The following is a 20,174-nucleotide window of genomic DNA, read 5'->3' on the forward strand; positions in this document are numbered from 1 at the left end:
GGTGGTGGCGGCCCGGCGGTCCGGGGGGCGGCCCACGCCGCACCACCCGGACCACCCCCGGCCGGTCCGTCCGCACCGTCGGCCCATCCCCGGCCGGCAAGTCCGCACCCGGCCCACCCCCCGGCCGGTCCGTCCGCACCGCCGGCCCACCGCAGCGGCCGGGCCGGTCCTCCCGCACCACCGACCCGCCTCCTGCGGGCCGGCGACCCCGCCCACCCCCGGGCGGTCCCCACCACAGGTTCCTGGAGGTCACCGTGAAACTCCGCCCCCCACGCGTGGCGACATTCGCCGTCGCGCTCGCCGCCGCCCTGGTCGCGGCCACCGTCGTGGCCCCACCCGCCGCGTCCGCCGCCACCGCCGCCTTCGTCCGCACCTCCAGCTGGGGCAGCGGGTACGAGGCGAAGTTCACCGTCACCAACGACAGCTCGGCCAGCATCAGCTCCTGGAACGTCCAGTTCGACCTGCCCGCCGGCAGCTCGCTCGGCACCTTCTGGGACGCCCGGCTGACCACCTCCGGCCAGCACGTGACCGCGGTGAACCAGTCCTGGAACGGCACCCTCGCCCCGGGTGCCAGCACCTCGTTCGGTTTCGTGGTCAGCGGTAACGGCGATCCGACCAACTGCACGGTCAACGGCGGCTCCTGCACCGGAGGCGGCGGCAACCCGTCCGCCCCGGCCACCCCCGGCGGCCTGCGGGTCACCGGCACCACCGCCTCCTCGATCGCGCTGACGTGGAACGCCGTCGGCGGCACGGTCACCGGCTACCGGGTGTACGAGGGCTCGACCGTCCGGGCCACCCTCACCGGCACCTCGACCACCCTCAGCGGGCTGGCCGCCTGTTCCGCGCACAGTTACACGGTGGCCGCGTACAACTCCTCCGGTGAGTCGGCGAAGTCCGCGCCGGTCTCCGCCACCACCACCGGCTGCACCGGCGGCACCGCTCCGATGGCCGCCGCGCCCTACCTCTACCCGGGCTGGGGCGACCCGCCCGCGCCGGCGACGGTGATGGGGGCGACCGGGGTCAAGTGGTTCACCATCGCGTTCGTCCTCTCCGGCGGCGGCTGCACCCCGGCCTGGGACGGCAGTGGGCCGCTCACGGGCGGCGCGCACGCCAGCACCATCGCCGCGATCCGGGCCGCCGGCGGTGACGTGATCCCGTCCATCGGCGGGTGGAGCGGCAACAAGCTCGGCCCGAACTGCTCCTCGGCCGCCGCGCTCGCCGGGGCGTACCAGCAGGTGATCAACGCGTTCGGGCTGAAGGCGATCGACATCGACATCGAGAACAGCGACGAGTTCGAGAACGCGGTGGTGCAGGACCGGATCCTCGGCGCGCTGAAGATCGTCAAGCAGAACAACCCGGGGATCAAGACGATCGTCACGTTCGGCACCTCGACCACCGGGCCGAACTACTGGGGCACCCGGCTGATCAACCAGGCCGCCGCGCTCGGCGCGAACATCGACACCTTCACCATCATGCCGTTCGACTTCGGCGGCGGCGCGAACATGTACCAGAACACGGTCAACGCGGCGGAGGGCCTGAAGAACGCGCTGAAGACGGCCTTCGGCTGGTCGGACGCCACCGCGTACGCGCACATGGGCATCTCCGGCATGAACGGCCTCTCCGACCAGCAGGAGCTGACCTCCCCGGCCACCTGGACGCAGATCCGGGACTGGGCCAAGGCCCGCAGCCTGTCCCGCTTCACCTTCTGGTCGGTCAACCGGGACCGCCCCTGCCCGGGCGGGGGAGTGGTCTCCAACTGCTCCGGCATCGCCCAGAACACCTGGGAGTTCACCTCGATCACCGCGAAGTACTGAGCGACGGCGCCGCGGTCAGCGACCGGCGGTCACCGACTGCCGGTCGCGCCGCGCCCGCCGCTTGCGGACCTTCTTCACCACCCAGCTCGCGATCATGACGGCGAAGACGGCGAAGATCGCGTAGTTGAACCAGCTGCTGTACCGGCCGACGTCCTCCCAGCGCGACCCGAGCGCGTAGCCCAGCCCCACGATCAGGGTGTTCCACACCCCGCTGCCCAGCGTGGTCAACAGGACGAACTCACCCAGCGGCATCCGGTTCGCCCCGGCCGGGACCGACACCAGGCTGCGGACCACCGGCACCACCCGGCCGATCAGCACCGCCCACCGGCCGTACCGGTCGAACCAGCGGTCGGCCTTCTCCAGGTCGTCGGAGTCCACCAGCGGGATGTGGTCCAGCCAGCGCTTGAGCCGTTCCTCGCCGAGCGCCACGCCGAGCCAGTAGAGCACCAGCGCGCCCAGCAGCGAGCCCGCCGTCGCGGCGAGCACGATCACCACCAGGTGGAAACGGCCGGCACCGGCCAGGTAGCCGGCCATCGCCAGCACGACCTCGCTGGGGATCGGCGGGATGATGCTCTCCAGAGCCACCAGCAGCGCGACCCCGACCGCGCCCAGCGAGTCGATCACGCTCGCCACCCAGCCCGTCAGCCCGGTGAACTGGTTCGGGTCGACGTTCTGGGCGAGAGCCATGGGCGTCCTTCCGAGAGCTGCCGGGATCGGACAGTGGTACCCGCGCATCCGACCCCCACACCTGTCGGTGACCCGCCCCACCGACCACCCTCTGGCGGTCGACGCCGGTGCGGTCAGGTCGAGGGGTGCAGTTCCCGGTCGGCCGGGCCCTGGCGCCAGCCGGTGAACCGGACGGTCAGCCCGGACCGGGTCGGCGAGCAGCAGAACGGACCGGCGGACGCCGCTGACTCCGGGCCGAGCGGGGCGAGCCGGACGAGCCGCCACGGCTCGTCGTCCACCCGGGCCCGGACGGTGAGCGCGTCACCGTCCCGGCTGACCCGGACGGTGACCTCGCGCCCGGCCCAGTCCGGCACCGGCGCCACCGACCAGTCGGAGACCTCCCGGGTGACCACCGCGCCGAGCTGCGGCTCGCCGTCGCTGACCTCCACCCCGGCCTTGACCCAGTTCCGCTCGTCCACCCGGACCAGCACCCCGGCCTGGTCGAACTGCTCGCCGTAGTCCAGCCGGAAGCTCACCTCGACGGCGCTGCCGCCGGGCAGCGGGGCGAGCAGGGCAGGCCCGTCGTCGTGCACGAACCCGTAGCTGGTGTGCCGCCAGAAGTCACTCTCCGCGCCCGGCTCCACCAGCAGGTCACCCGCGTCGGTCCGCTCGACCCGTACCGGCTCGCGCAGCCAGCGACCGGCGGTCCAGTCGACGTCCCGCAGCGTCTCGTCCGCGCCCATGCCGGCACCGTACCCGTCGGGACGGCGCCGATCCGAGGACGGCGGCGACGGCCTCGCGTTTGCCGGGACGGCCGATCGGAGACATAAGGTCGGCATGGGTGACAGGTGGTACTCCGAGGCCGTCGTCTACTGCCTCGACATCGACACGTACGCGGACTCCGACGGCGACGGGGTCGGTGACATCCGAGGGCTGATCGGCCGGCTGAACTACCTGGCCCGGCTCGGGGTGACCTGCCTGTGGCTGCACCCGATCCACCCGTCGCCCAATAAGGACGACGGCTATGACGCCACCGACTTCTACAACGTGGACCCCCGCTTCGGCACCCTCGGCGACTTCGCGGAGCTGCTGCACCAGGCGCAGAACCGGGGCATCCGGGTGATCATCGACCTGGTGGTCAACCACACCTCCGACGAGCACCCCTGGTTCCAGTCCGCCCGCTCCTCGCCCGACTCGCCGTACCGGAACTGGTACGTCTGGTCCGACACGGAGCCGGACGACCGGCACCAGGGCATGGTCTTCCCCGGCGAGCAGAACGAGACCTGGAGCTACGACCGCACCGCGAAGGCGTGGTACTACCACCGGTTCTACACGTTCCAGCCGGACCTCAACTTCGCCAACCCGGAGGTCCGCGCGGAGATCAAGAAGGTGATGTCGTTCTGGCTCCAGCTCGGCGTCTCCGGTTTCCGGATGGACGCGGTGCCGTTCATCATCGAGCTGACCGAGCCGGGCAACCCCAACTCGCCCAAGGACTTCGAGTTCCTCACCGAGATGCGCCAGCACGTGCAGTGGCGCCGCGCCGACGCGGTCCTGCTGGCCGAGGCGAACGTCGAGCCGGACCAGCTGCCGACGTTCTTCGGCGACAGCGGCGGCTCCGGCAACCGGATCCACATGCTCTTCGACTTCATGCTCAACGGCCGGCTCATGCTGGCCCTGGCCCGGCAGGACCCGGAGCCGGTGATCGAGGCGCTGCGGGACACCCCGGCGCTGCCCGCCGGCGGCCAGTGGGCCACCTTCCTGCGCAACCACGACGAGATCGACCTCTCCCGGCTCACCGCCGAGCAGCGCAACCAGGTGTACGCCGAGTTCGGCCCGGACGAGGACATGCGGATCTACGACCGGGGCATCCGGCGCCGGCTGGCCCCGATGCTCGGCAACGACCGCCGCCGCATCGAGCTGGCGTACGCCCTGCAGTTCTCGCTGCGCGGCACGCCGGTGCTGCGCTACGGCGAGGAGATCGGGATGGGCGAGGACCTGTCGCTGCCCGGCCGGGAGGCCATCCGCACCCCGATGCAGTGGTCGTTCAAGCCGAACGCCGGGTTCTCCACCGCGGACCCGGAGAAGCTGGTCCGGCCGGTGATCGACAAGGGTGGGTTCAGCTACGAGAAGGTCAACGTGACCGCCCAGCGCCGTGACCCGAAGTCGCTGCTGGCCTGGTTCGAGCGGATGATCCGTACGCTGCGCGAGGCCCCCGAGATCGGCTCGGGCGCGACGACGCACATCGACGTGCCGATGCCGGCCGGGGTGCTGGCGCACCGCGCCGACGGTCCGACCGGGACGATGGTCTTCCTGCACAACCTGGGCACCGAGGACGTCGAGGTCGACCTGAGCATGCTCGCGCCCGAGGCGGACCTGCCGAATGACGTCCTCTCCGACCGCGGGTACGGCGAGGTGGGCAAGCTGGACAACCTCAAGCTGGCCGGCTACGGCTACCGCTGGATCCGGCTCTGCCGGAGCGAGGCGATCTGACCCTCCCTCCCGATCTCCCGGCCGGGCCCGGCGGTGTCCGATGTGCTCTCCAGAGCCGGCTCGCGTCCGGGGGCGCGGACCGCCGCCGCGGGCCGGTCCGGGTGGGCGTATCCCTGGGTTAAGCTCCTTCGATCGACCCACAAGTTACCGGGAGGTAATCATGTCGGAGGAGCCCCGCGTCGCCATCGTGACCGGAGCCGCGCGCGGCATCGGCGCGGCCACCGCCCGCCGGCTGGCCGCCGACGGCATGGCCGTCGCCGTGGTCGACATCGACGAGTCGGCGACGAAGGAGACCGTGGACGCGATCGCCGCCGACGGCGGCCGGGCGCTCGGGGTCAGCGCCGACGTGTCCGACCGGGCCCAGGTCGAGGCGGCCGTCGAGCGGATCGCCGCCGAGCTGGGCGGGCCGACCGTGCTGGTCAACAACGCCGGCGTGCTCCGCGACAACCTGCTGTTCAAGATGACCGACGCCGACTGGGACACGGTGCTGGGCGTGCACCTGCGCGGCGCGTTCCTGTTCAGCCAGGCCGCTCAGAAGCACATGGTCGACCGGAGGTGGGGCCGGATCGTCAACCTCTCCAGCACCTCGGCGCTGGGCAACCGGGGCCAGGCGAACTACTCGGCGGCGAAGGCCGGCCTCCAGGGCTTCACCAAGACGCTCGCCATCGAGCTGGGCCCGTTCGGCGTGACGGTCAACGCGGTCGCGCCGGGCTTCATCGTCACCGACATGACCGCCGCGACCGCCGCCCGGATGAAGGTCGACTTCGAGGCGTTGCAGCAGCACGCCGCCGCGGAGATCCCGGTCCGCCGCTGCGGCCGCCCGGAGGACATCGCCCACACCATCTCGTTCCTCGCCAGTGAGGGCGCGTCCTTCGTCTCCGGCCAGGTCATCTACGTAGCCGGCGGCCCCAAGGACTGACCCCCACCCCCGCACCACCAAATGGCCGCTCTTTCCGAGAAAGGGTGGCCATTTCAGCTTCCGAGGCCACTCTTTCTCGGAAGGTGCGGCCGCAGGCCGGGTTCGCGCGGGGGCGGGCCGGGTCAGGTGGGGTCAGGTGGGGTCAGGTGGGGGTGTGGCGGGTGCGGTAGAGCCAGAGGAGGCCGAGGATGGGCAGGACGAGCGGGATGTAGCCGTAGCCGCTGCCGAATCCGGACCAGACCGTCTCGTCCGGGAAGAGTTCCTTGTCGACCAGGCTCAGCAGGCCCACCCCGACGACCCCGGCCAGCTCCACCGAGCAGCAGGCGAGCGCGACCCGGCGGCCGGCGTGGCCGGCGCGGGCCAGCCCGACGGCGGCGACGATGTAGATCACCGCGGCCAACGCGGAGAGCAGGTAGGCCACCGGCGCCTCGTCGAACTTCGTGGCGATCTGGAGCCCGGCCCGCGAGGTCGCGGCGATCGCGAAGAGCAGGTAGACCGCGATCAGCAGCCGGCCCGGACCCTTGTTCGTGGCCGGCGTGGAGGTGCGGGTCTCAACCACCGAGGACCTCCCAGGTCTGCTGGAGCCGGACCACGACCACCGGGGTGACCAGGCAGATCGCGCAGACGATCGCCGAGCCCCAGCGGGTCGGTTCCATCCTGGCCAGCACCCAGGCCAGCGGCGGCAGGCAGACCAGCGTCACCAGGTAGCCGAAGAAGGCGCCGGGCTCGCCCGGCCGCTCGCCGCCGCCCAGCGCGACCAGCGCCGCCACCGCCAGCGCGAGCAGCGCCACCTCCAGGACCGCCAGGCCGACGAACTGGAGCCGGTCCGGCGCGCGGTGGCGCAGCGTCGCCACCAGGCTCCAGAGCGCGAGTACGAGCGACAGCACGATCGTTGCCGTCGCGAGGATCCCGTCCACCGGCGAGCCGGCTGAGGCTGCGCTGGTCATCGCGGGCACACCGTCCCAGTCTCGGTCACCGGCACAGCCTACTAACCGTCGTAGTAATCGCCCTCGCCCCGGTCACTCGGCCAGGTCGGCCGGACGTGCCCGGTCGGGGACGACTAGGTTGGATCACGCCACGGCACCGCCGTGGCGGACGACGACACCGGGGGTACTCGTGCTGCGGTTCGGCTTGTTTGGCACCGGTCACTGGGCGGCGGAGACGCACGCCGCCGCGATCGACGCGCACCCGCGCGCCGAACTGGTCGGGGTCTGGGGACGCAACCCGGAGCGGGCCGCCGAGCTGGCCGACCGGCACGGCGTACCGGCGTTCGGCGACGTCGACGCGCTGCTGGACGAGTGCGACGCGGTCGCCGTGGCGCTTCCGCCCGGCATCCAGGCGGACCTCGCCGTACGCGCCGCCATCGCGGGCCGGCATCTGCTGCTGGACAAGCCGCTGGCGCTCACCCTCGCCGACGCCGACCGGGTGGTCGCCGCCGCGCAGCAGTCCGGGGTGGCCTCGGTGGTCTTCTTCACCCAGCGTTACCACCCGAACGTCACCGGCTTCCTCGCCTCGACCGCCGCCGCCGGCGGCTGGCAGCACGCGCGGGCGACCATGTTCGCCTCGATCTACCAGCCCGGCAGCCCGTACGGCGACTCCCAGTGGCGGATTGAGCACGGCGCACTCTGGGACATCGGTCCGCACGCGCTGTCGATCATCCTGCCGGTGCTCGGCCGGGTCACCCGGGTGGCCGCGATGAACGGCCCGAGCGGCCTGGTCCACCTGCTGCTCACCCACGTCGGCGGCGCCACCAGCGCGATCTCGCTCACCCTGGACGCGCCTCGGGAGGCGACGACCCGCGACTTCGTCTTCTTCGGCGAGAACGGTACCGAGACGGTGCCGCCGGGCGACGGCGACGCCATCACCGCCTTCGGCACGGCGATCGACCAGCTCCTCGAGGAGATCGACGCCGGCACCCGGGACCATCGCTGCGACGTGCGCTTCGGTCGGGAGGTGGTGGAGATCCTGTCCGCCGCCGAGGTCGCCCGCGCCGAGGGCCGCACGGTCGAAATCTGAGCCCCTTCCCGCGTCCGGCCGGTCGCTGACCCCGGCCGGTGGGTGCCGGCCGGGCGTGTCGCCGATCCCAGGGCATATGAGTCTTGAGCGATATGCCTCTGAGGCATATTTATGCCTCAGAGGCATATCGCTCGCTGTGGGGAGTGGGGGGCGGACGCTACCCTCCGTGGCCGGTGGCCGGTGGCCGGTGGCCGCGGCCCGCGGCCCGGTGGCCGGTGGCCGGTGGCCGGTGGCCCGCGGCCCGGTGGCCGGTGGCCCGCGGCCCGGTGGCCCGCGGCCCGGTGGCCGGTGGCCCGCGGCCCGGTGGCCCGTGGCCCGGTGGCCGGTGGCCCGCGGCCCGGTGGCCCGTGGCCCGGTGGCCCGCAGCCCGGTGGCCCGTGGCCCGGTGGCCCGCAGCCCGGTGGCCCGTGGCCCGCAGCCCGGTGGCCCGTGGCCGCTGGCCCGTAGCCCGGCGCCCGTAGCCGGGCGCCCGGAGCCCGGAGTCCGTGGCCGGGCGAGCCCCGACAGCCCGCCGGCCGGCAACCTCGGTGGCGACTCGCAGAGTCGAACAGCCAGGTGACCGGCGGATGGCGACGACCCGGGGCGGTTCCGGAAACCCCTCGCGGGTCGGCTGGCCCGCCGCTAGCCTGGCCGACATGTTCACGCATGCCCTGATCGACGTGGCCGCCGCGCCGGCCGGGCGGGGCCTTCTCCTGATTGCCCGCCCGCGAGTCCGGCGCCCGGCCCTGGCCGGCCGGGACGCCTACCGCCGCGCCTGACCTGACCTCCGCACCGTCGCCGACCGGTCCACCGACCGGGGTCGGTGCGGTCGCGTCGCACCCGGCGCCGCCACGCCGCTGACCGCTGACACCTCGCGGTCGGCGGGCGCACCTCCGCGTCCCACGCCGAATCTCCAGGGTCGTCCGAGTCCCGATCCGCTCGGACAGGCCCGCCGTGCGCGCTGCCTGTCCGTACCCGTCGCCGACCGGCGACAGACAGGACGATCCCCGTGGCGCCCCGCCGATCCCGCACCACCGCACGCGACCGGTCCCGTCGCGTACTGTCCCAGAACTTCCTGACCGATCCGGCCGCCGTCGCGCGGCTGGTCCGGGCCGCCCGCCCGGGCCCCGACGACCTGCTGCTGGAGGTCGGCGCGGGCCGGGGTCAGCTGACCCGTCCGCTCGCCGCCCGGTGCGCGCGGCTGGTCGCGTACGAGGTGGATCCGGCCGCCGCCGGCGACCTGGCCGCCCTCGCCGCCCAACTGCCCAAGGTCAGCCACCGGCAGGAGGACTTCCTCGCCGCGCCGCCGCCGGACGAGCCGTTCTCCGTGGTCGGCAACATCCCCTGGTCGCTGACGGCCGCGGTGGTCCGCTGGTGCCTGGCCGCGCCCGGGTTGCGGGCCGCGACGCTGCTCACCCAGCTGGAGTACGCCCGCAAGCGCACCGGCGACCACGGCCGGTGGAGCAGGCTGACCGTGCTCACCTGGCCGGAACACCACTGGCGGCTGGCCGGGCGGGTGCCCCGTGCCGCGTTCCGGCCGGTGCCCGGCGTCGACGGCGGAATCCTGCGGGTCGAGCGCCGCCCCGAGCCGCTGCTGCCCCCGGCGGCGCTGCCGGCGTACCGGCGGATGGTCGAGCTCGGGTTCGGCGGCGCCGGCGGCTCGCTCGCCGCCTCGCTGCGCACGGCGCACCCGCGCGGCCGGGTGGACGGCGCGCTACGGGCGGCCCGGCTCGACCCGGCCACGCCGGTCGGGCTGGTCTGGCCGGAGCAGTGGCTGGTCCTGTTCCGTCTGCTGCACGCCCGCGACCCGCGCGATCGGCACCCACGGGCTCACCTGCCCTGAGCCAGGCAGGCTCAGGCGAGCGTGGCCAGCGCCTCGTGCAGCTCGGCGGGGTCGTTGAACTGTTCGACGGGCAACGCCCGCAACATCTGCAACAGCTCGGTGCTGGCCCCGTTCTCCTGACCCCAGCGGACCAGGTCCTCGCGGGAGACCGGGTAGTCGAGCCCGGCCAGGTAGTCCTGCAACTGCGCCCCGGTGACGGTCATGCCGCCCGGCTACCCGTCCTGCGCGCCGGCACACCGCAATCGGCGGAAGTGACCGGTTCCAGGGGTGGGACCGGTCAACGGTCATCGACGTCCGCGGCCACCGTCGGCGGTTTGGTCGCCGACCCGCCGGGTAGCCGCGGACATGCTGGTTCAGCGGCTCGGCGCGCCGAGCGACTTCGATCCGTTGCTGGCGCGTGTCGGGGACGCCCGGGTGGTGATGATCGGCGAGGCGACGCACGGCAACTACGACTACTACCGGCTGCGCGAGCAGCTCACCCGCCGGCTCATCGCCGAGCACGGCTTCTCCTTCGTGGCGGTGGAGGGCGACTGGCCGGACTGCGACCGGGTGAACCGGTCGGTGACCGGCGCGCCCGGCGGCGCCGCCGACCCGCGGCTCGCGCTGGAATGCTTCGAACGCTGGCCCACCTGGATGTGGGCGAACGCCGAGGTGAACCGGTTCTGCCGCTGGTTGCGGGCCTGGAACATGGAACGCCCGGCGGGGGAGCGGGCCGGCTTCCACGGGTTGGACGTCTACAGCCTGTGGGAGTCCATGCAGGCCATCTTCGACTACCTCGGCGAGGAGGACCCGCAGTCGCTGGAGGCGGCGCAGGAGGCTTACCGCTGCTTCGAGCCGTACGGCAAGCAGGTCGAGGAGTACGGCGCGGCCAGCCGGTTCGTCTCCGCCCGCTGCGAGGAGGAGGTGGTACGCCTGCTGGCGCGTACCCGGGCACACGCCGCCTCGGACGGCCCGGACGCCTTCGCGGCCTGGCAGAACGCGGAGGTGGTGGCCGGCGCGGAGCGCTACTACCGGGCGATGGTGCGCGGCGGCCCGGAGTCGTGGAACGTGCGGGACATCCACATGACGGACACCTTGGACCGCCTGCTGGAGCACTACGGCCCGCAGGCGCGGGGGATCGTCTGGGCGCACAACACGCACGTGGGAGACGCCCGGGCCACCGACATGGCCGCCGACGGGATGGTGAACATCGGCCAGTTGGGCCGGGAACGGCTGGGCCGCGACGGGGTCGTCCTGGTCGGCTTCGGCAGCTACCGGGGGACGGTCGTCGCCGCGCCGCGCTGGGGTTCGCCGGCCGAGGCGATGGTGGTGCCGCCGGCCCGGGAGGGTTCGGTGGAGCGGCGGCTGCACGAGCTGATGCCGGAGCGCGCGGTGCTGGTCTTCGGCGGTGCAGACGAGCCGGAGTGGATCACCGGCACCGTCGACCACCGGGCGATCGGGGTGGTCTACGACCCGACCTTCGAGTCCTGGGGCAACTACGTGCCGACCCGGCTGGCCGAGCGGTACGACGGGTTCATCTGGTGCGACGAGACCACCGCGCTGCATCCGTTGCCGGCGCTGAGCGCGATGGGTGAGATGGAGACCTACCCGGCCGGCGTGTAGGCCGGCCGGGCAGGCCCCGTCCGTCAGGCGTCGACCGGCTCCCGGTCGAGGTGGGCGCGCAGCCCCTCACCCTCGATGTCCACGTTGGGCAGTGCCCGGTTCAGCCAGCGGGGCAGCCACCAGGCCGTCCGGTCGAGCAGCGACATCACCGCCGGCACGATGGTCATCCGGACCACGAAGGCGTCGATGGCGACGCCGATCGCGAGCGCGAAGCCCATCGACTTGATTACCGGGTCGTCGAGGAAGACGAAGCCGCCGAAGACCGAGATCATGATCAGCGCGGCGGCGGTGACCACCCGGGCGCCATGGCCCATCCCGTTGATGGTGGCCTGGCGCGGGGTGTCGCCGTGCACGAAGTCCTCCCGCATCCGGGAGACCAGGAAGACCTCGTAGTCCATCGCGAGTCCGAACAGGATGCCGATCAGCAGGATCGGCAGGAAGCTGATCAGCGGGCCCGGGGTGTCCAGCCCGACCAGGTCGGCCAGGTGCCCCTGCTGGAACACCGCGACGGTGATACCGAAGGTGGCGGCCACGGTGAGCAGGAAGCCCAGCGCCGCCTTGACCGGCACCAGGATCGAGCGGAACACCAGCATCAGCAGCAGGATCGACAGCCCGACGACGAGCAGCAGGTAGACCGGCAGCGCGTCGGAGAGCTTCTCGGAGACGTCGATGCCGATCGCGGTGACGCCGGTGAGCAGCACCTGGGCGTTGCCGATCGAGCCGACGCCGTCCCGGATGTCGTGGACCAGCGTCTCGGTGGCCGCGTCGGTCGGCCCGGTCTTGGGGATGACGCCGAGCAGCGCCGTCCGGCCGGAGGGGTCGACCTGCGGCGGGGCCACGGCCAGCACGCCCTCGGTGCGCTGGATCAGCGCGGTGACCTGCGGTACGGCGGCCGCGGTGTCCTGCGGGGAGTCCGAGGTGACCACCACGGCGAGCCGGCCGGTGAAGCCGGGCCCGAAGCCCTCGCGGATGACGTCGCTGCTGACCCGGGCCGCGCTGCCCTCGGGCGCGGTGGCCGCGTCCGGCAGGGCCAGCCGCATGTCCTGCGCCGGCAGCGCGAGCAGCCCGAGGCCGAGCAGGCCGACCAGGATGACCGGGATCCGCAGCTTGGTGACCCAGTGCGCCCAGCGGAAGCCGAAGCCGGAGCGGTCCTCGGCGGGCGGGGTGTCGCCGGCGGCCGGCGCGGCCTTGGCCCGGCGCAACTTGCGGGGGAGCACCTTGCGGCCGGCGAAGCCGAGCAGCGCCGGCTGGAGGGTGATCGCGACGAGCACCGCCACGGTGACGGTGCCGGCGGCGGCCAGACCCATCACGGTGAGGAAGGGGATGTTGACCACGGCCAGGCCGGCCAGCGCGATGACCACGGTGGCGCCGGCGAAGACGACGGCGGAGCCGGCGGTGCCCACCGCCCGGCCGACCGCCTCGTCCGGCTCCAGCCCGTCGAGCAGGTTCTGCCGGTGCCGGGAGGTGATGAAGAGCGAGTAGTCGATGCCGACGGCCAGGCCGAGCATCAGGGCCAGGATGGGTGCGGTGCTGGTCAGCTCGACCACGCCGCTGAGCGCGTACAGGCCGGCCATGCCGACGGCGACGCCGATCAGGGCGTTGAGCATGGTCATCCCGGCGGCGACCAGCGAGCCGAACGTGATGATCAGAACGATCGCGGCGACCAGCACGCCCAGCGCCTCGGTGGAGCCGACCTCGGGCTCGGAGTTGAGCACCTCGCCGCCGGGCGCGACCTGCCAGCCCTGCGCCTCGGCCTGCGCGCCGACCTTCTCGTACGCCTCGCGCTGGTCGTCGGTGACCTCGTCGGCGCCCGTCGCGAACTGCACCTGCACCAGGGCGTACCGGCCGTTGGGGGAGATCGCCTGGACCTGGAACGGGTCGACGGCGCCGACCACGCCGGGCAGGGTCGCGGCCTCCTGCACGACGCCCTTGACCACCGCCTGCCCCTCGGGCGTGCCGAGCCGGCCGTCCGCCGGCGCCTTGACGGCGATGGTCCCGGTGGCGCCGCTGGCCGCCGGGAACCGCTCGGCCAGCAGGTCCAGCGCCTGCTGCGACTCGGTCCCGGGCATGGTGAAGTTGCTCGCCGTCGGGCCGCGCAGGGTCGCCGCGGCGAGGCCGAGGCCGACGAGTACGACGAGCCAGACGGCGACGACGAGTCGCCGGTGGCGCAATGAGGCCCGGCCGAGCCGGTACAGCAGGGTCGCCATCAGATCCTTGTCCTCATTCGGGGTTGGGTGGGTCGAGCGGTGCCAGCGCCCGGGTGGCGATCGCCAGCAGGGCGGGGCGCAACTCGTCGTCGGGCACGTCGACGAACTCGGCGCACGCCTCCGGCACCCCGGCCAGCACGACCATCGCCGCGATCCGGCCGCCCGGGCCGTCGCAGTGCCCCGCGAGCGCGTCGAGCAGCCGTTCGGAGATGCGCTGGACGTGGGCGAAGGCCGGTTGCGCCAGCAGTTCGGGGAACTCGCCGCGCAGCAGCGCGATCTCCCGCCGGAAGCGGACCGCGAGGTCCACGAAGCCCTCGGCGGCGGCGCGCTGGGCGGCGGCGCCGTCGAGGACGGCGATCCGCTCGTCGAGCTGGTGCAGCACCTCGAGCGGCCTGGCCATCAGCTCGGCGAGCAGGGCTTCCTTGCTGGCGAAGTGGTAGAGCACGGCCGCCTTGGAACAGCCCACCTCGCGGGCGATGTCCTGCAACGAGGTGCCCTTGTAGCCGGTCGCCGCGAACCGCCGTGCCGCCGCGGCCAGGATCTCGCCGTGGGTCTGCGGGGTCGTCCGTGCCATGCGTTCCAGCATGCCTGACCGATCGGTCAGAGCCTGACCGATCGGTCAGACGCGTCGGGTGGCGTTCGCCACACCGGTCACGGCCCGCCGCCGTCCGCCGCGCCGGTCCAGCCGGCCAGCCACTCGCCGGACCAGGTGAGCGTCCCGGCGCGCAGGTCGGCGGCGAGGCCGCGGACCCACTCCAGCTCGGTCCGCAGCAGTGCCAGCCGGTACTCGTCCTCGACCAGGAAGAGCCGCGGCAGGTCGACCCGGGCGAGGACGGCCTCGCGTTCGCGCAGCCGCGCGGCGAGGGTCTCGGCGCGTCGTTCGAGCTGCCGGGCCGCCTCGGCCGGTGGCAGCAGCGGCAGGAAGGAGAGCGCGGCGGGGAACTCGGGGAACTCGCGCGCGGGGGTGGCCAGCGCCTCGACCAGCCAGCCGTCCAGCGTCCGCCGGCCGGCGTCGGTCAGCTCGTAGACCGTGCGCTCCGGCCGCCGCTCGTCCCGGGCGGTGTGGCTGACCCGCACCAGCTCGTCGCGCCGCAGCCGCTCGATGGCCTGGTAGATGCTGTTGCGCTGCGCGACGTTGACCACGTCCTGCTTCTCGCGCTCCTGGATGAGCTGCTGCATCCGGTACGCGTGCATCGGCTGCTCGACCAGGAGGGCGAGCACCATCATCGCCAGCGGTGAGTGGCGGTGTGCGCGGGCGGCCATGGCCTCACCTTAGGTGACGGTCTTCCTCGTCATAGTCATTCTATGTATAGTCATGACATGACTAACGCATTGATCATCGGTGGTGGCATCGCCGGCCCGGTCGCCGCCCTCGCCCTGCGCCGCGCCGGCATCGACTCGGCGATCTACGAGGCGTACGAGCGGGACGCCGTCGGCGTGGGCTCCTTCCTGACCCTCTCGGTCAACGGGATGGACGCGCTGCGGGCGATCGGCCTGGACGAGCTGGTCGCCGGGCTCGGCCACCCGACTACCCGGATGGCGATGTTCAACCACCAGGGCCGCCGGCTGGGCGAGTTCGGCACCAGCGGCACCCGTACCCGGGGGCGGGGCAGCACCACGGTTCGTCGGTCCGACCTCTACCGGGCGCTGCGTGACGAGGCCGCCCGGCAGGGCGTACCGATCGTGCACGGCGCCCGCCTGGTGTCGGCCGAGTCGACCGGGGCGGGGGTGACGGCCCGGTTCGCCGACGGCCGGAGCGCCGAGGGTGACCTCCTGATCGGCGCCGACGGGCTGCGCTCGCGGACCCGGGAGATCATCGACCCGGCGGCGCCCGCGCCCCGCTACGTCCCGCTGCTCAACGCCAGTGGCTTCACCCGCGGCCTCGGCCTGCCCGGCGAGCCGGGCGTGATGAACATGGTCTTCGGTCGGCGGTGCTTCTTCTGCTGGATCCCGGTGGGCGACGACGAGATCTGGTGGTTCGCCAACCCGCCCCAGCCGGCGGAGCTGACCCCGGACCAGCTCGCCGCCATCGGCCCGGAGGAGTCACGCGCCCGGCTGCGCGCCCTCTTCGCGGACGACGCCGGCCCGGCCCTGCGCATCGTCGAGGCCACCGACCGGATCCGGTACGGCTGGCCCACCTACGACCTGCCGTCGCTGCCCGTCTGGCACCGCGACCGGATGATCGTCATCGGCGACGCGGCGCACACCGCCGCTCCCTCCTCCGGTCAGGGCGCGGCGATGGCGTTCGAGGACGCGGTGACGCTGGCCCGGTGCCTGCGCGACCTGCCCGACGTGCCGGCCGCCTTCACCGCGTACGAGCGGCTGCGCCGGGAGCGGGTCGAGCGGGTGGTGGCGCAGGGGCGGCGGAACAGCGGCACCAAGGCAGCCGGTCCGGTCGCCCGGCTGGTGCGGGACGTCGCCCTGCCCCTGTACGCCAGGCGGATGGCGAAGACCGGCGGCGCCTCCCTCGCCTGGCTGTACGACCACCACGTCGAGTGGGACGCGCCGGTCGCCGCCGGAGTCACTGCGCCGCGTGCTCCCGGTCGTAGGCGGTCCGCGCCTCGCTGATGGCCCCGCGGTGCCGTTCGGCCCAGTCGGTGAGCGCCACCAGCGACTCGTAGAGCTCCAGGGCCATCGGGGTGGCGGTGTACTCCACCTTCGGCGGCACGGTCGGGTACACCCGCCGGTGCAGCAGGCCGTCCCGTTCCAGGTTGCGCAGGGTGAGGGTCAGCATCCGCCGGCTGATCCCCTCCACCTGCCGTTCCAGTTCGGTGAAGCGGACCGGCCCCTTGGCGGCCGCCACCAGGATGCCGATGCTCCACTTGCCGCCGACCCGGTCCAGCGCCTCGCGGACGGTGCAGGCGCGGGCCTGGGCGCGTCCGATGGACACACAGCTGTTCCCCTGGGACACCAAAGTGCCTCCTTCCGCTCGGTCTGATGGTCACAGACGATGGCCTTGGTAACAAACCATGCACCAAGGAGGACGTCGATGACGAACCGATGGGCGGCGCTGCTCGTGCTCTGCGCCGGCAGCCTGATGATCATTCTGGACGGGAGCATCGTCGCGGTGGCCCTGCCCGCCATCCAGCGCGACCTCGGCTTCGCCGCCGCCGACCTGCCCTGGGTGGTCAACGCCTATCTGGTCGCGTTCGGCGGGCTGCTGCTGCTCGCCGGGCGGCTCGGCGACCTGGCCGGCCGCCGGCGGGTGTTCCTCGCCGGCGTCGCCCTGTTCACCCTCGCCTCGGTGGCCTGCGCGCTGGCCGGCGACCCGACCACCCTGGTCGTCGCCCGGTTCCTCCAGGGCGCCGGTGGGGCACTCACCACCGCGGTCGGCCTCGGCATGGTCGTCGGGCTCTTTCCCGCGCCCGCCGAGCGGGCCCGGGCCATCGCGGTGTTCAGCTTCACCGGCGCGGCCGGCGCCTCGCTCGGCCTGCTGGCCGGCGGGTTCCTCACCGAGCTGGCCGGTTGGCCGGCGATCTTCCTGATCAACCTGCCGATCGGCCTGCTCATCGTGGGCGGCGCCGCGCGGTGGGTGCCGGCCGACTCCGGCATCGGGCTGCGGGCCGGCCTCGACCTGCCCGGCGCGGCGCTGGTCACCGCCGGCCTGATGGCCACCGTGGTGGCGATCGTCGGCGCCGGCGAGCACGGCTGGACGTCCCCGCGCACCCTCGCCGCCGCGCTGCTGGCCGGGGCGCTGCTCGGCGCGTTCGCGCTCCGGCAGGCGGTCGCCGCCACCCCGCTGCTACCGCCCCGGGTGCTGCGCACGCCGGACCTGGTCGCCGCGAACCTGGTCCAGTTCCTCACCATCGCCGCGTTCTTCGGCTTCCAGTTCCGGCTGGCCCTGGACCACCCGCTCGTGCTGGGCCTGGCGCCGGCCGCCACCGGGCGGGCCTTCCTCCCCACCCCGGTGGTGATCGCGATGGTCACGCTCGGCCTCGCCGGGCGGCTGATCGCCCGGTTCGGCGGCCGGGCGGTGCTGCTCACCGGGCTGGCGCTGGCCGTGCCCGGCTTCCTGCTGCTGGCCCGGCTGCCGGTGGACGGCGACTACCCGACCGACGTGCTCCCGGCGATCCTCGTCTTCGGCCTGGCCGGCGGGCTGACCCTGCCCGCGGTCACCACCCTCGCCATGGCGGGCGCGGACCCGGCCGACGCCGGCCTCGCCTCCGGGCTGGCCAACACCACCCAGCAGGTCGGCGGCGCGCTCGGGTTGGCCGCGCTGGCCACCCTGGCCGCCCACCGCACCGACGTGCTGGGCGCCGCCGGCCGGGCCGGGACCGACGCCCTCGCCGCCGGCTACCGCGCCGCGTTCGCCGCCGCGGCCGCCCTGGTCACCGCCGCGCTGCTGGTCGCCCTGGTGGCGCTGCGCCGAGGTCAGGGCCGGCTCCAGACGGTACGCAGCACCGTGGCCAGCTCGTCCAGCGCGGCCGGGTAGCGGTGCGCGGGCGGGGTGGCGTACCCGACGACCAGCCCCGGCGGGCCCGCCCCGGGGCGGTGCCGATGGGCGTCCAGCCCGGTCAGCGCCAGCCCCCGGGCGGCCGCGGCGGCCAGCACCTCCGCCTCGGTCGGCCCGCCCGGCGGCAGCGCGACGGTGGCGTGCAGCCCGGCGGCGACCCCGCCGACGGGCGTCAGCCCGGCCAGCCGGTCCAGCAGCAGGTCACGCCGCTGCCGGTAGCGGCGGCGGACGGTGCGCACCTGACGGTCGTACCCGTGGCTGGTGATCAGGTCGGCGAGCGCGAGCTGCCCGACCACCTCGGTCTGCACGTCCAGGTGGCGCTTGGCCTCCACCACCGGCTCGACCAGCCGGGCCGGCAGCACCAGCCAGGCCAGCCGCAACGCCGGGCCGAGGGTCTTCGCCGCGGTGCCGACGTAGGCGACCTGCTCCGGGGCCATGCCCTGCACCGCGCCGACCGGCTGCCGGTCGTAGCGGAACTCGCCGTCGTAGTCGTCCTCCACCACCAGGGCGGCGGCGTCCCGGGCCCAGCCGGTCAGCGCGTGCCGGCGGTCCGGACGCAGCGTCACCCCGGTCGGGTACTGGTGGGCCGGGGTGAGCACCGCCGCCGCCACCTCGGTCAGCGCCCCGGAGCCGAGCAGGTCGGTGCGGGCCCCGCCGTCGTCCACCGGCAGCGGCAGCACCCGGCCGCCCTGGCGGCCTACCACCTCGCGGTGGAAGGGCAACCCCGGGTCCTCCATCGCCACCGTCGGCGCGCCGGCCTCCCGCAGCACCGTGGTCAGCAGCACCAGCGCCTGGACGTACCCGCTGGTGACGACGATCCGCTCGGGGTCGGCCAGCACGCCGCGGGCCCGGCCCAGGTAGCCGGCGAGCGCGGCCCGCAGCTCGGCCCGCCCGCGCGGATCGCCGTAGCCGTACGCGCTCGCCGGGGCGACGGCCAGCGCCCGGCGGGTGGCCCGCAGCCAGGCGGTGACCGGGAAGGCGCCCACGTCCGGGCTGCCCGGCCGCAGGTCGTACCGGGGCGCGGCGGGACCGGGCGTCGGCGGGGCGGCCGGTGGCCCGGGCTGCCGCAGCGGGCTCACCTCGGTGCCGGAGCCGACCCGGGCCACCAGCCAGCCCTCGGCGACCAACTGGTCGTACGCGGCGCTGACGGTGCCCCGGGCCAGGCCCAGCTCGGCGGCGAGCGCCCGGGTCGCGGGCAGCCGCGTCGACGGCGGCAGCCGGCCGTCCCGGATGGCCGCGCGCAGCGCGCGTTCCAGCCCGGCCCGCCGGCCGCCGCTGGCGTCCAGCTCCAGGTGCAGGTCGACGCCGAAACCGGCCCAGTCCATCGGCACGATATTGGAGCTTAGGGGTGGGCCACCCGCCGGCCGAGAATCGACTCATGACGTCGACCCGTTCCGCCGCCGCGCTGCGCGCCCTGCACCGCCCCGGCGACCCGCTGATCCTGCCGAACGCCTGGGACGCCGGCTCCGCCCGCGCCGTCGTCGCCGCCGGCTTCCCCGCCGTCGCCACCAGCAGCGCCGCCGTCGCGGAATCGCTCGGCCACACCGACGGCGAGGCCACCCCGGTGGCCGAGATGCTCGCCGCGGTGGCCCGGGTCGTCCGGGCCGTCGAGGTGCCGGTCACCGCCGACCTGGAGCGGGGGTACGGCCTGCCGCCGGCCGAACTGGTCGAGCGGCTGCTCGCCACCGGGGCGGTCGGACTCAACCTGGAGGACTCCGAACCGGGTACCGGACGGCTGTGCGAGGTGGACGATCAGGCGGAGCTGCTCGCCGCCGTCCGCGCGGCGGCCGGGCCGGACCTGGTGGTCAACGCCCGGGTGGACGTCTTCCTGCGCGCCGCCGGCGATCCGGCCCGGGCGTTCGACGAGGCGGTCCGCCGGGCCGATCGTTACCGCGCCGCCGGCGCCGACTGCGTCTACCCGATCCTGCTGGCCGACCCGGAGCTGATCGGGCGGTTCGTCGCGGCGGTCGACGGGCCGGTGAACGTGCTGCTGCGCCCCGGCACCCCCGGGGTCGGGGACCTGGCCCGCCTCGGCGTGGCCCGGATCAGCCTCGGCTCCGGGGTGTACGACGCGGCCCGGGCCCGGGCCGCCGGGATGCTCGACGCGCTGCGCGGCGGCGGCGACCCGTTCGCGGGCTGACCGCCGCGTCGGCTTGCGGCCGGACGGCGCAGCCGGGAAGGTGGG

General features: G+C 74.1%; 20 protein-coding genes. 10 read left to right on the forward strand and 10 right to left on the reverse strand.

The window, feature by feature from the left end:
- Positions 1–275: 275 nt before the first annotated feature.
- Positions 276–1,814, forward strand: a complete 1,539-nt coding sequence (locus tag KBX37_RS23765; protein WP_307849179.1) for a cellulose binding domain-containing protein — start codon at positions 276–278, stop codon at positions 1,812–1,814.
- A gap of 15 nt (positions 1,815–1,829) precedes the next feature.
- On the opposite strand, the gene KBX37_RS23770 is transcribed toward KBX37_RS23765, so the two are convergent.
- Positions 1,830–2,501: a DedA family protein gene (locus tag KBX37_RS23770; protein ID WP_210778126.1), complete on the reverse strand. Its 672-nt coding sequence runs from the start codon at positions 2,499–2,501 to the stop codon at positions 1,830–1,832.
- Positions 2,502–2,614: 113 nt separating this feature from the next.
- A complete protein-coding gene (locus KBX37_RS23775; RefSeq protein ID WP_210778127.1) occupies positions 2,615–3,223 on the reverse strand; it encodes a DUF1349 domain-containing protein in 609 nt (202 codons plus the stop codon).
- A gap of 94 nt (positions 3,224–3,317) precedes the next feature.
- Between KBX37_RS23775 and KBX37_RS23780 the strand changes: the two genes are divergently transcribed.
- Together KBX37_RS23780 and fabG are read left to right on the forward strand one after the other, a co-directional pair.
- Positions 3,318–4,970 carry an alpha-amylase family protein gene (locus tag KBX37_RS23780; RefSeq protein WP_210778128.1) on the forward strand — a complete coding sequence of 551 codons (1,653 nt, stop codon included), beginning with the start codon at positions 3,318–3,320 and terminating at the stop codon, positions 4,968–4,970.
- 160 nt (positions 4,971–5,130) lie between these two features.
- Positions 5,131–5,889, forward strand: a complete 759-nt coding sequence (gene fabG, locus KBX37_RS23785) for a 3-oxoacyl-ACP reductase FabG (protein ID WP_210778129.1) — start codon at positions 5,131–5,133, stop codon at positions 5,887–5,889.
- Positions 5,890–6,031: 142 nt separating this feature from the next.
- Here the strand turns inward: fabG and KBX37_RS23790 are convergent, their stop codons facing one another.
- Both KBX37_RS23790 and KBX37_RS23795 read right to left on the reverse strand, forming a co-directional pair.
- On the reverse strand, positions 6,032–6,448 hold the full coding sequence (locus tag KBX37_RS23790; RefSeq protein WP_210778130.1) for a hypothetical protein: 417 nt from the start codon (positions 6,446–6,448) through the stop codon (positions 6,032–6,034).
- On the reverse strand, positions 6,441–6,836 hold the full coding sequence (locus KBX37_RS23795; RefSeq protein WP_210778131.1) for a hypothetical protein: 396 nt from the start codon (positions 6,834–6,836) through the stop codon (positions 6,441–6,443). Before KBX37_RS23795 ends, KBX37_RS23790 begins: the two co-directional genes overlap by 8 nt.
- A gap of 169 nt (positions 6,837–7,005) precedes the next feature.
- Here KBX37_RS23795 and KBX37_RS23800 point away from each other — a divergent pair, with 169 nt between their 5' ends.
- From KBX37_RS23800 to erm, 3 genes are all read left to right on the forward strand, one after another.
- Positions 7,006–7,905: a Gfo/Idh/MocA family protein gene (locus KBX37_RS23800; RefSeq protein ID WP_210778150.1), complete on the forward strand. Its 900-nt coding sequence runs from the start codon at positions 7,006–7,008 to the stop codon at positions 7,903–7,905.
- A 635-nt stretch (positions 7,906–8,540) separates the two neighbouring features.
- Positions 8,541–8,663, forward strand: a complete 123-nt coding sequence (locus tag KBX37_RS35275) for a hypothetical protein (protein ID WP_256440354.1) — start codon at positions 8,541–8,543, stop codon at positions 8,661–8,663.
- A gap of 230 nt (positions 8,664–8,893) precedes the next feature.
- Entirely contained in the window at positions 8,894–9,727 is an 834-nt protein-coding gene (erm, locus tag KBX37_RS23805) for an ErmE/ErmH/ErmO/ErmR family 23S rRNA (adenine(2058)-N(6))-methyltransferase (RefSeq protein ID WP_210778132.1), read from the forward strand.
- A gap of 11 nt (positions 9,728–9,738) precedes the next feature.
- On the opposite strand, the gene KBX37_RS23810 is transcribed toward erm, so the two are convergent.
- The gene (locus KBX37_RS23810; protein ID WP_210778133.1) at positions 9,739–9,930 is read right to left on the reverse strand and encodes a DUF2795 domain-containing protein; all 192 of its coding nucleotides are present in this window, start codon (positions 9,928–9,930) and stop codon (positions 9,739–9,741) included.
- 142 nt (positions 9,931–10,072) lie between these two features.
- Here KBX37_RS23810 and KBX37_RS23815 point away from each other — a divergent pair, with 142 nt between their 5' ends.
- Positions 10,073–11,329: an erythromycin esterase family protein gene (locus KBX37_RS23815; RefSeq protein WP_210778134.1), complete on the forward strand. Its 1,257-nt coding sequence runs from the start codon at positions 10,073–10,075 to the stop codon at positions 11,327–11,329.
- Positions 11,330–11,352: 23 nt separating this feature from the next.
- Here the strand turns inward: KBX37_RS23815 and KBX37_RS23820 are convergent, their stop codons facing one another.
- From KBX37_RS23820 to KBX37_RS23830, 3 genes are all read right to left on the reverse strand, one after another.
- Positions 11,353–13,536: an MMPL family transporter gene (locus KBX37_RS23820; RefSeq protein ID WP_210778135.1), complete on the reverse strand. Its 2,184-nt coding sequence runs from the start codon at positions 13,534–13,536 to the stop codon at positions 11,353–11,355.
- Positions 13,537–13,549: 13 nt separating this feature from the next.
- Positions 13,550–14,110, reverse strand: a complete 561-nt coding sequence (locus KBX37_RS23825) for a TetR/AcrR family transcriptional regulator (protein ID WP_210778136.1) — start codon at positions 14,108–14,110, stop codon at positions 13,550–13,552.
- A 77-nt stretch (positions 14,111–14,187) separates the two neighbouring features.
- Positions 14,188–14,799, reverse strand: coding sequence for a PadR family transcriptional regulator (locus tag KBX37_RS23830; protein ID WP_210778137.1), 612 nt, complete (start codon positions 14,797–14,799; stop codon positions 14,188–14,190).
- Between the two features lie 57 nt (positions 14,800–14,856).
- Between KBX37_RS23830 and KBX37_RS23835 the strand changes: the two genes are divergently transcribed.
- Entirely contained in the window at positions 14,857–16,104 is a 1,248-nt protein-coding gene (locus tag KBX37_RS23835) for an NAD(P)/FAD-dependent oxidoreductase (RefSeq protein ID WP_210778138.1), read from the forward strand.
- Here the strand turns inward: KBX37_RS23835 and KBX37_RS23840 are convergent.
- The gene (locus KBX37_RS23840; protein ID WP_210778139.1) at positions 16,058–16,426 is read right to left on the reverse strand and encodes a helix-turn-helix domain-containing protein; all 369 of its coding nucleotides are present in this window, start codon (positions 16,424–16,426) and stop codon (positions 16,058–16,060) included. The two genes, KBX37_RS23835 and KBX37_RS23840, sit on opposite strands and share 47 nt — an antisense overlap.
- Before the next feature lie 99 nt (positions 16,427–16,525).
- Here KBX37_RS23840 and KBX37_RS23845 point away from each other — a divergent pair, with 99 nt between their 5' ends.
- Entirely contained in the window at positions 16,526–17,968 is a 1,443-nt protein-coding gene (locus KBX37_RS23845; protein ID WP_210778140.1) for an MFS transporter, read from the forward strand.
- On the opposite strand, the gene KBX37_RS23850 is transcribed toward KBX37_RS23845, so the two are convergent.
- The gene (locus tag KBX37_RS23850) at positions 17,908–19,314 is read right to left on the reverse strand and encodes a PLP-dependent aminotransferase family protein (RefSeq protein WP_210778151.1); all 1,407 of its coding nucleotides are present in this window, start codon (positions 19,312–19,314) and stop codon (positions 17,908–17,910) included. The two genes, KBX37_RS23845 and KBX37_RS23850, sit on opposite strands and share 61 nt — an antisense overlap.
- 53 nt (positions 19,315–19,367) lie before the next feature.
- Between KBX37_RS23850 and KBX37_RS23855 the strand changes: the two genes are divergently transcribed.
- Positions 19,368–20,129, forward strand: coding sequence for an isocitrate lyase/phosphoenolpyruvate mutase family protein (locus KBX37_RS23855; protein ID WP_210778141.1), 762 nt, complete (start codon positions 19,368–19,370; stop codon positions 20,127–20,129).
- Positions 20,130–20,174: the final 45 nt, after the last annotated feature.

Origin of the sequence: Micromonospora sp. U56, assembly GCF_018070095.1 — a bacterium.
Lineage (GTDB): Bacteria > Actinomycetota > Actinomycetes > Mycobacteriales > Micromonosporaceae > Micromonospora > Micromonospora purpureochromogenes.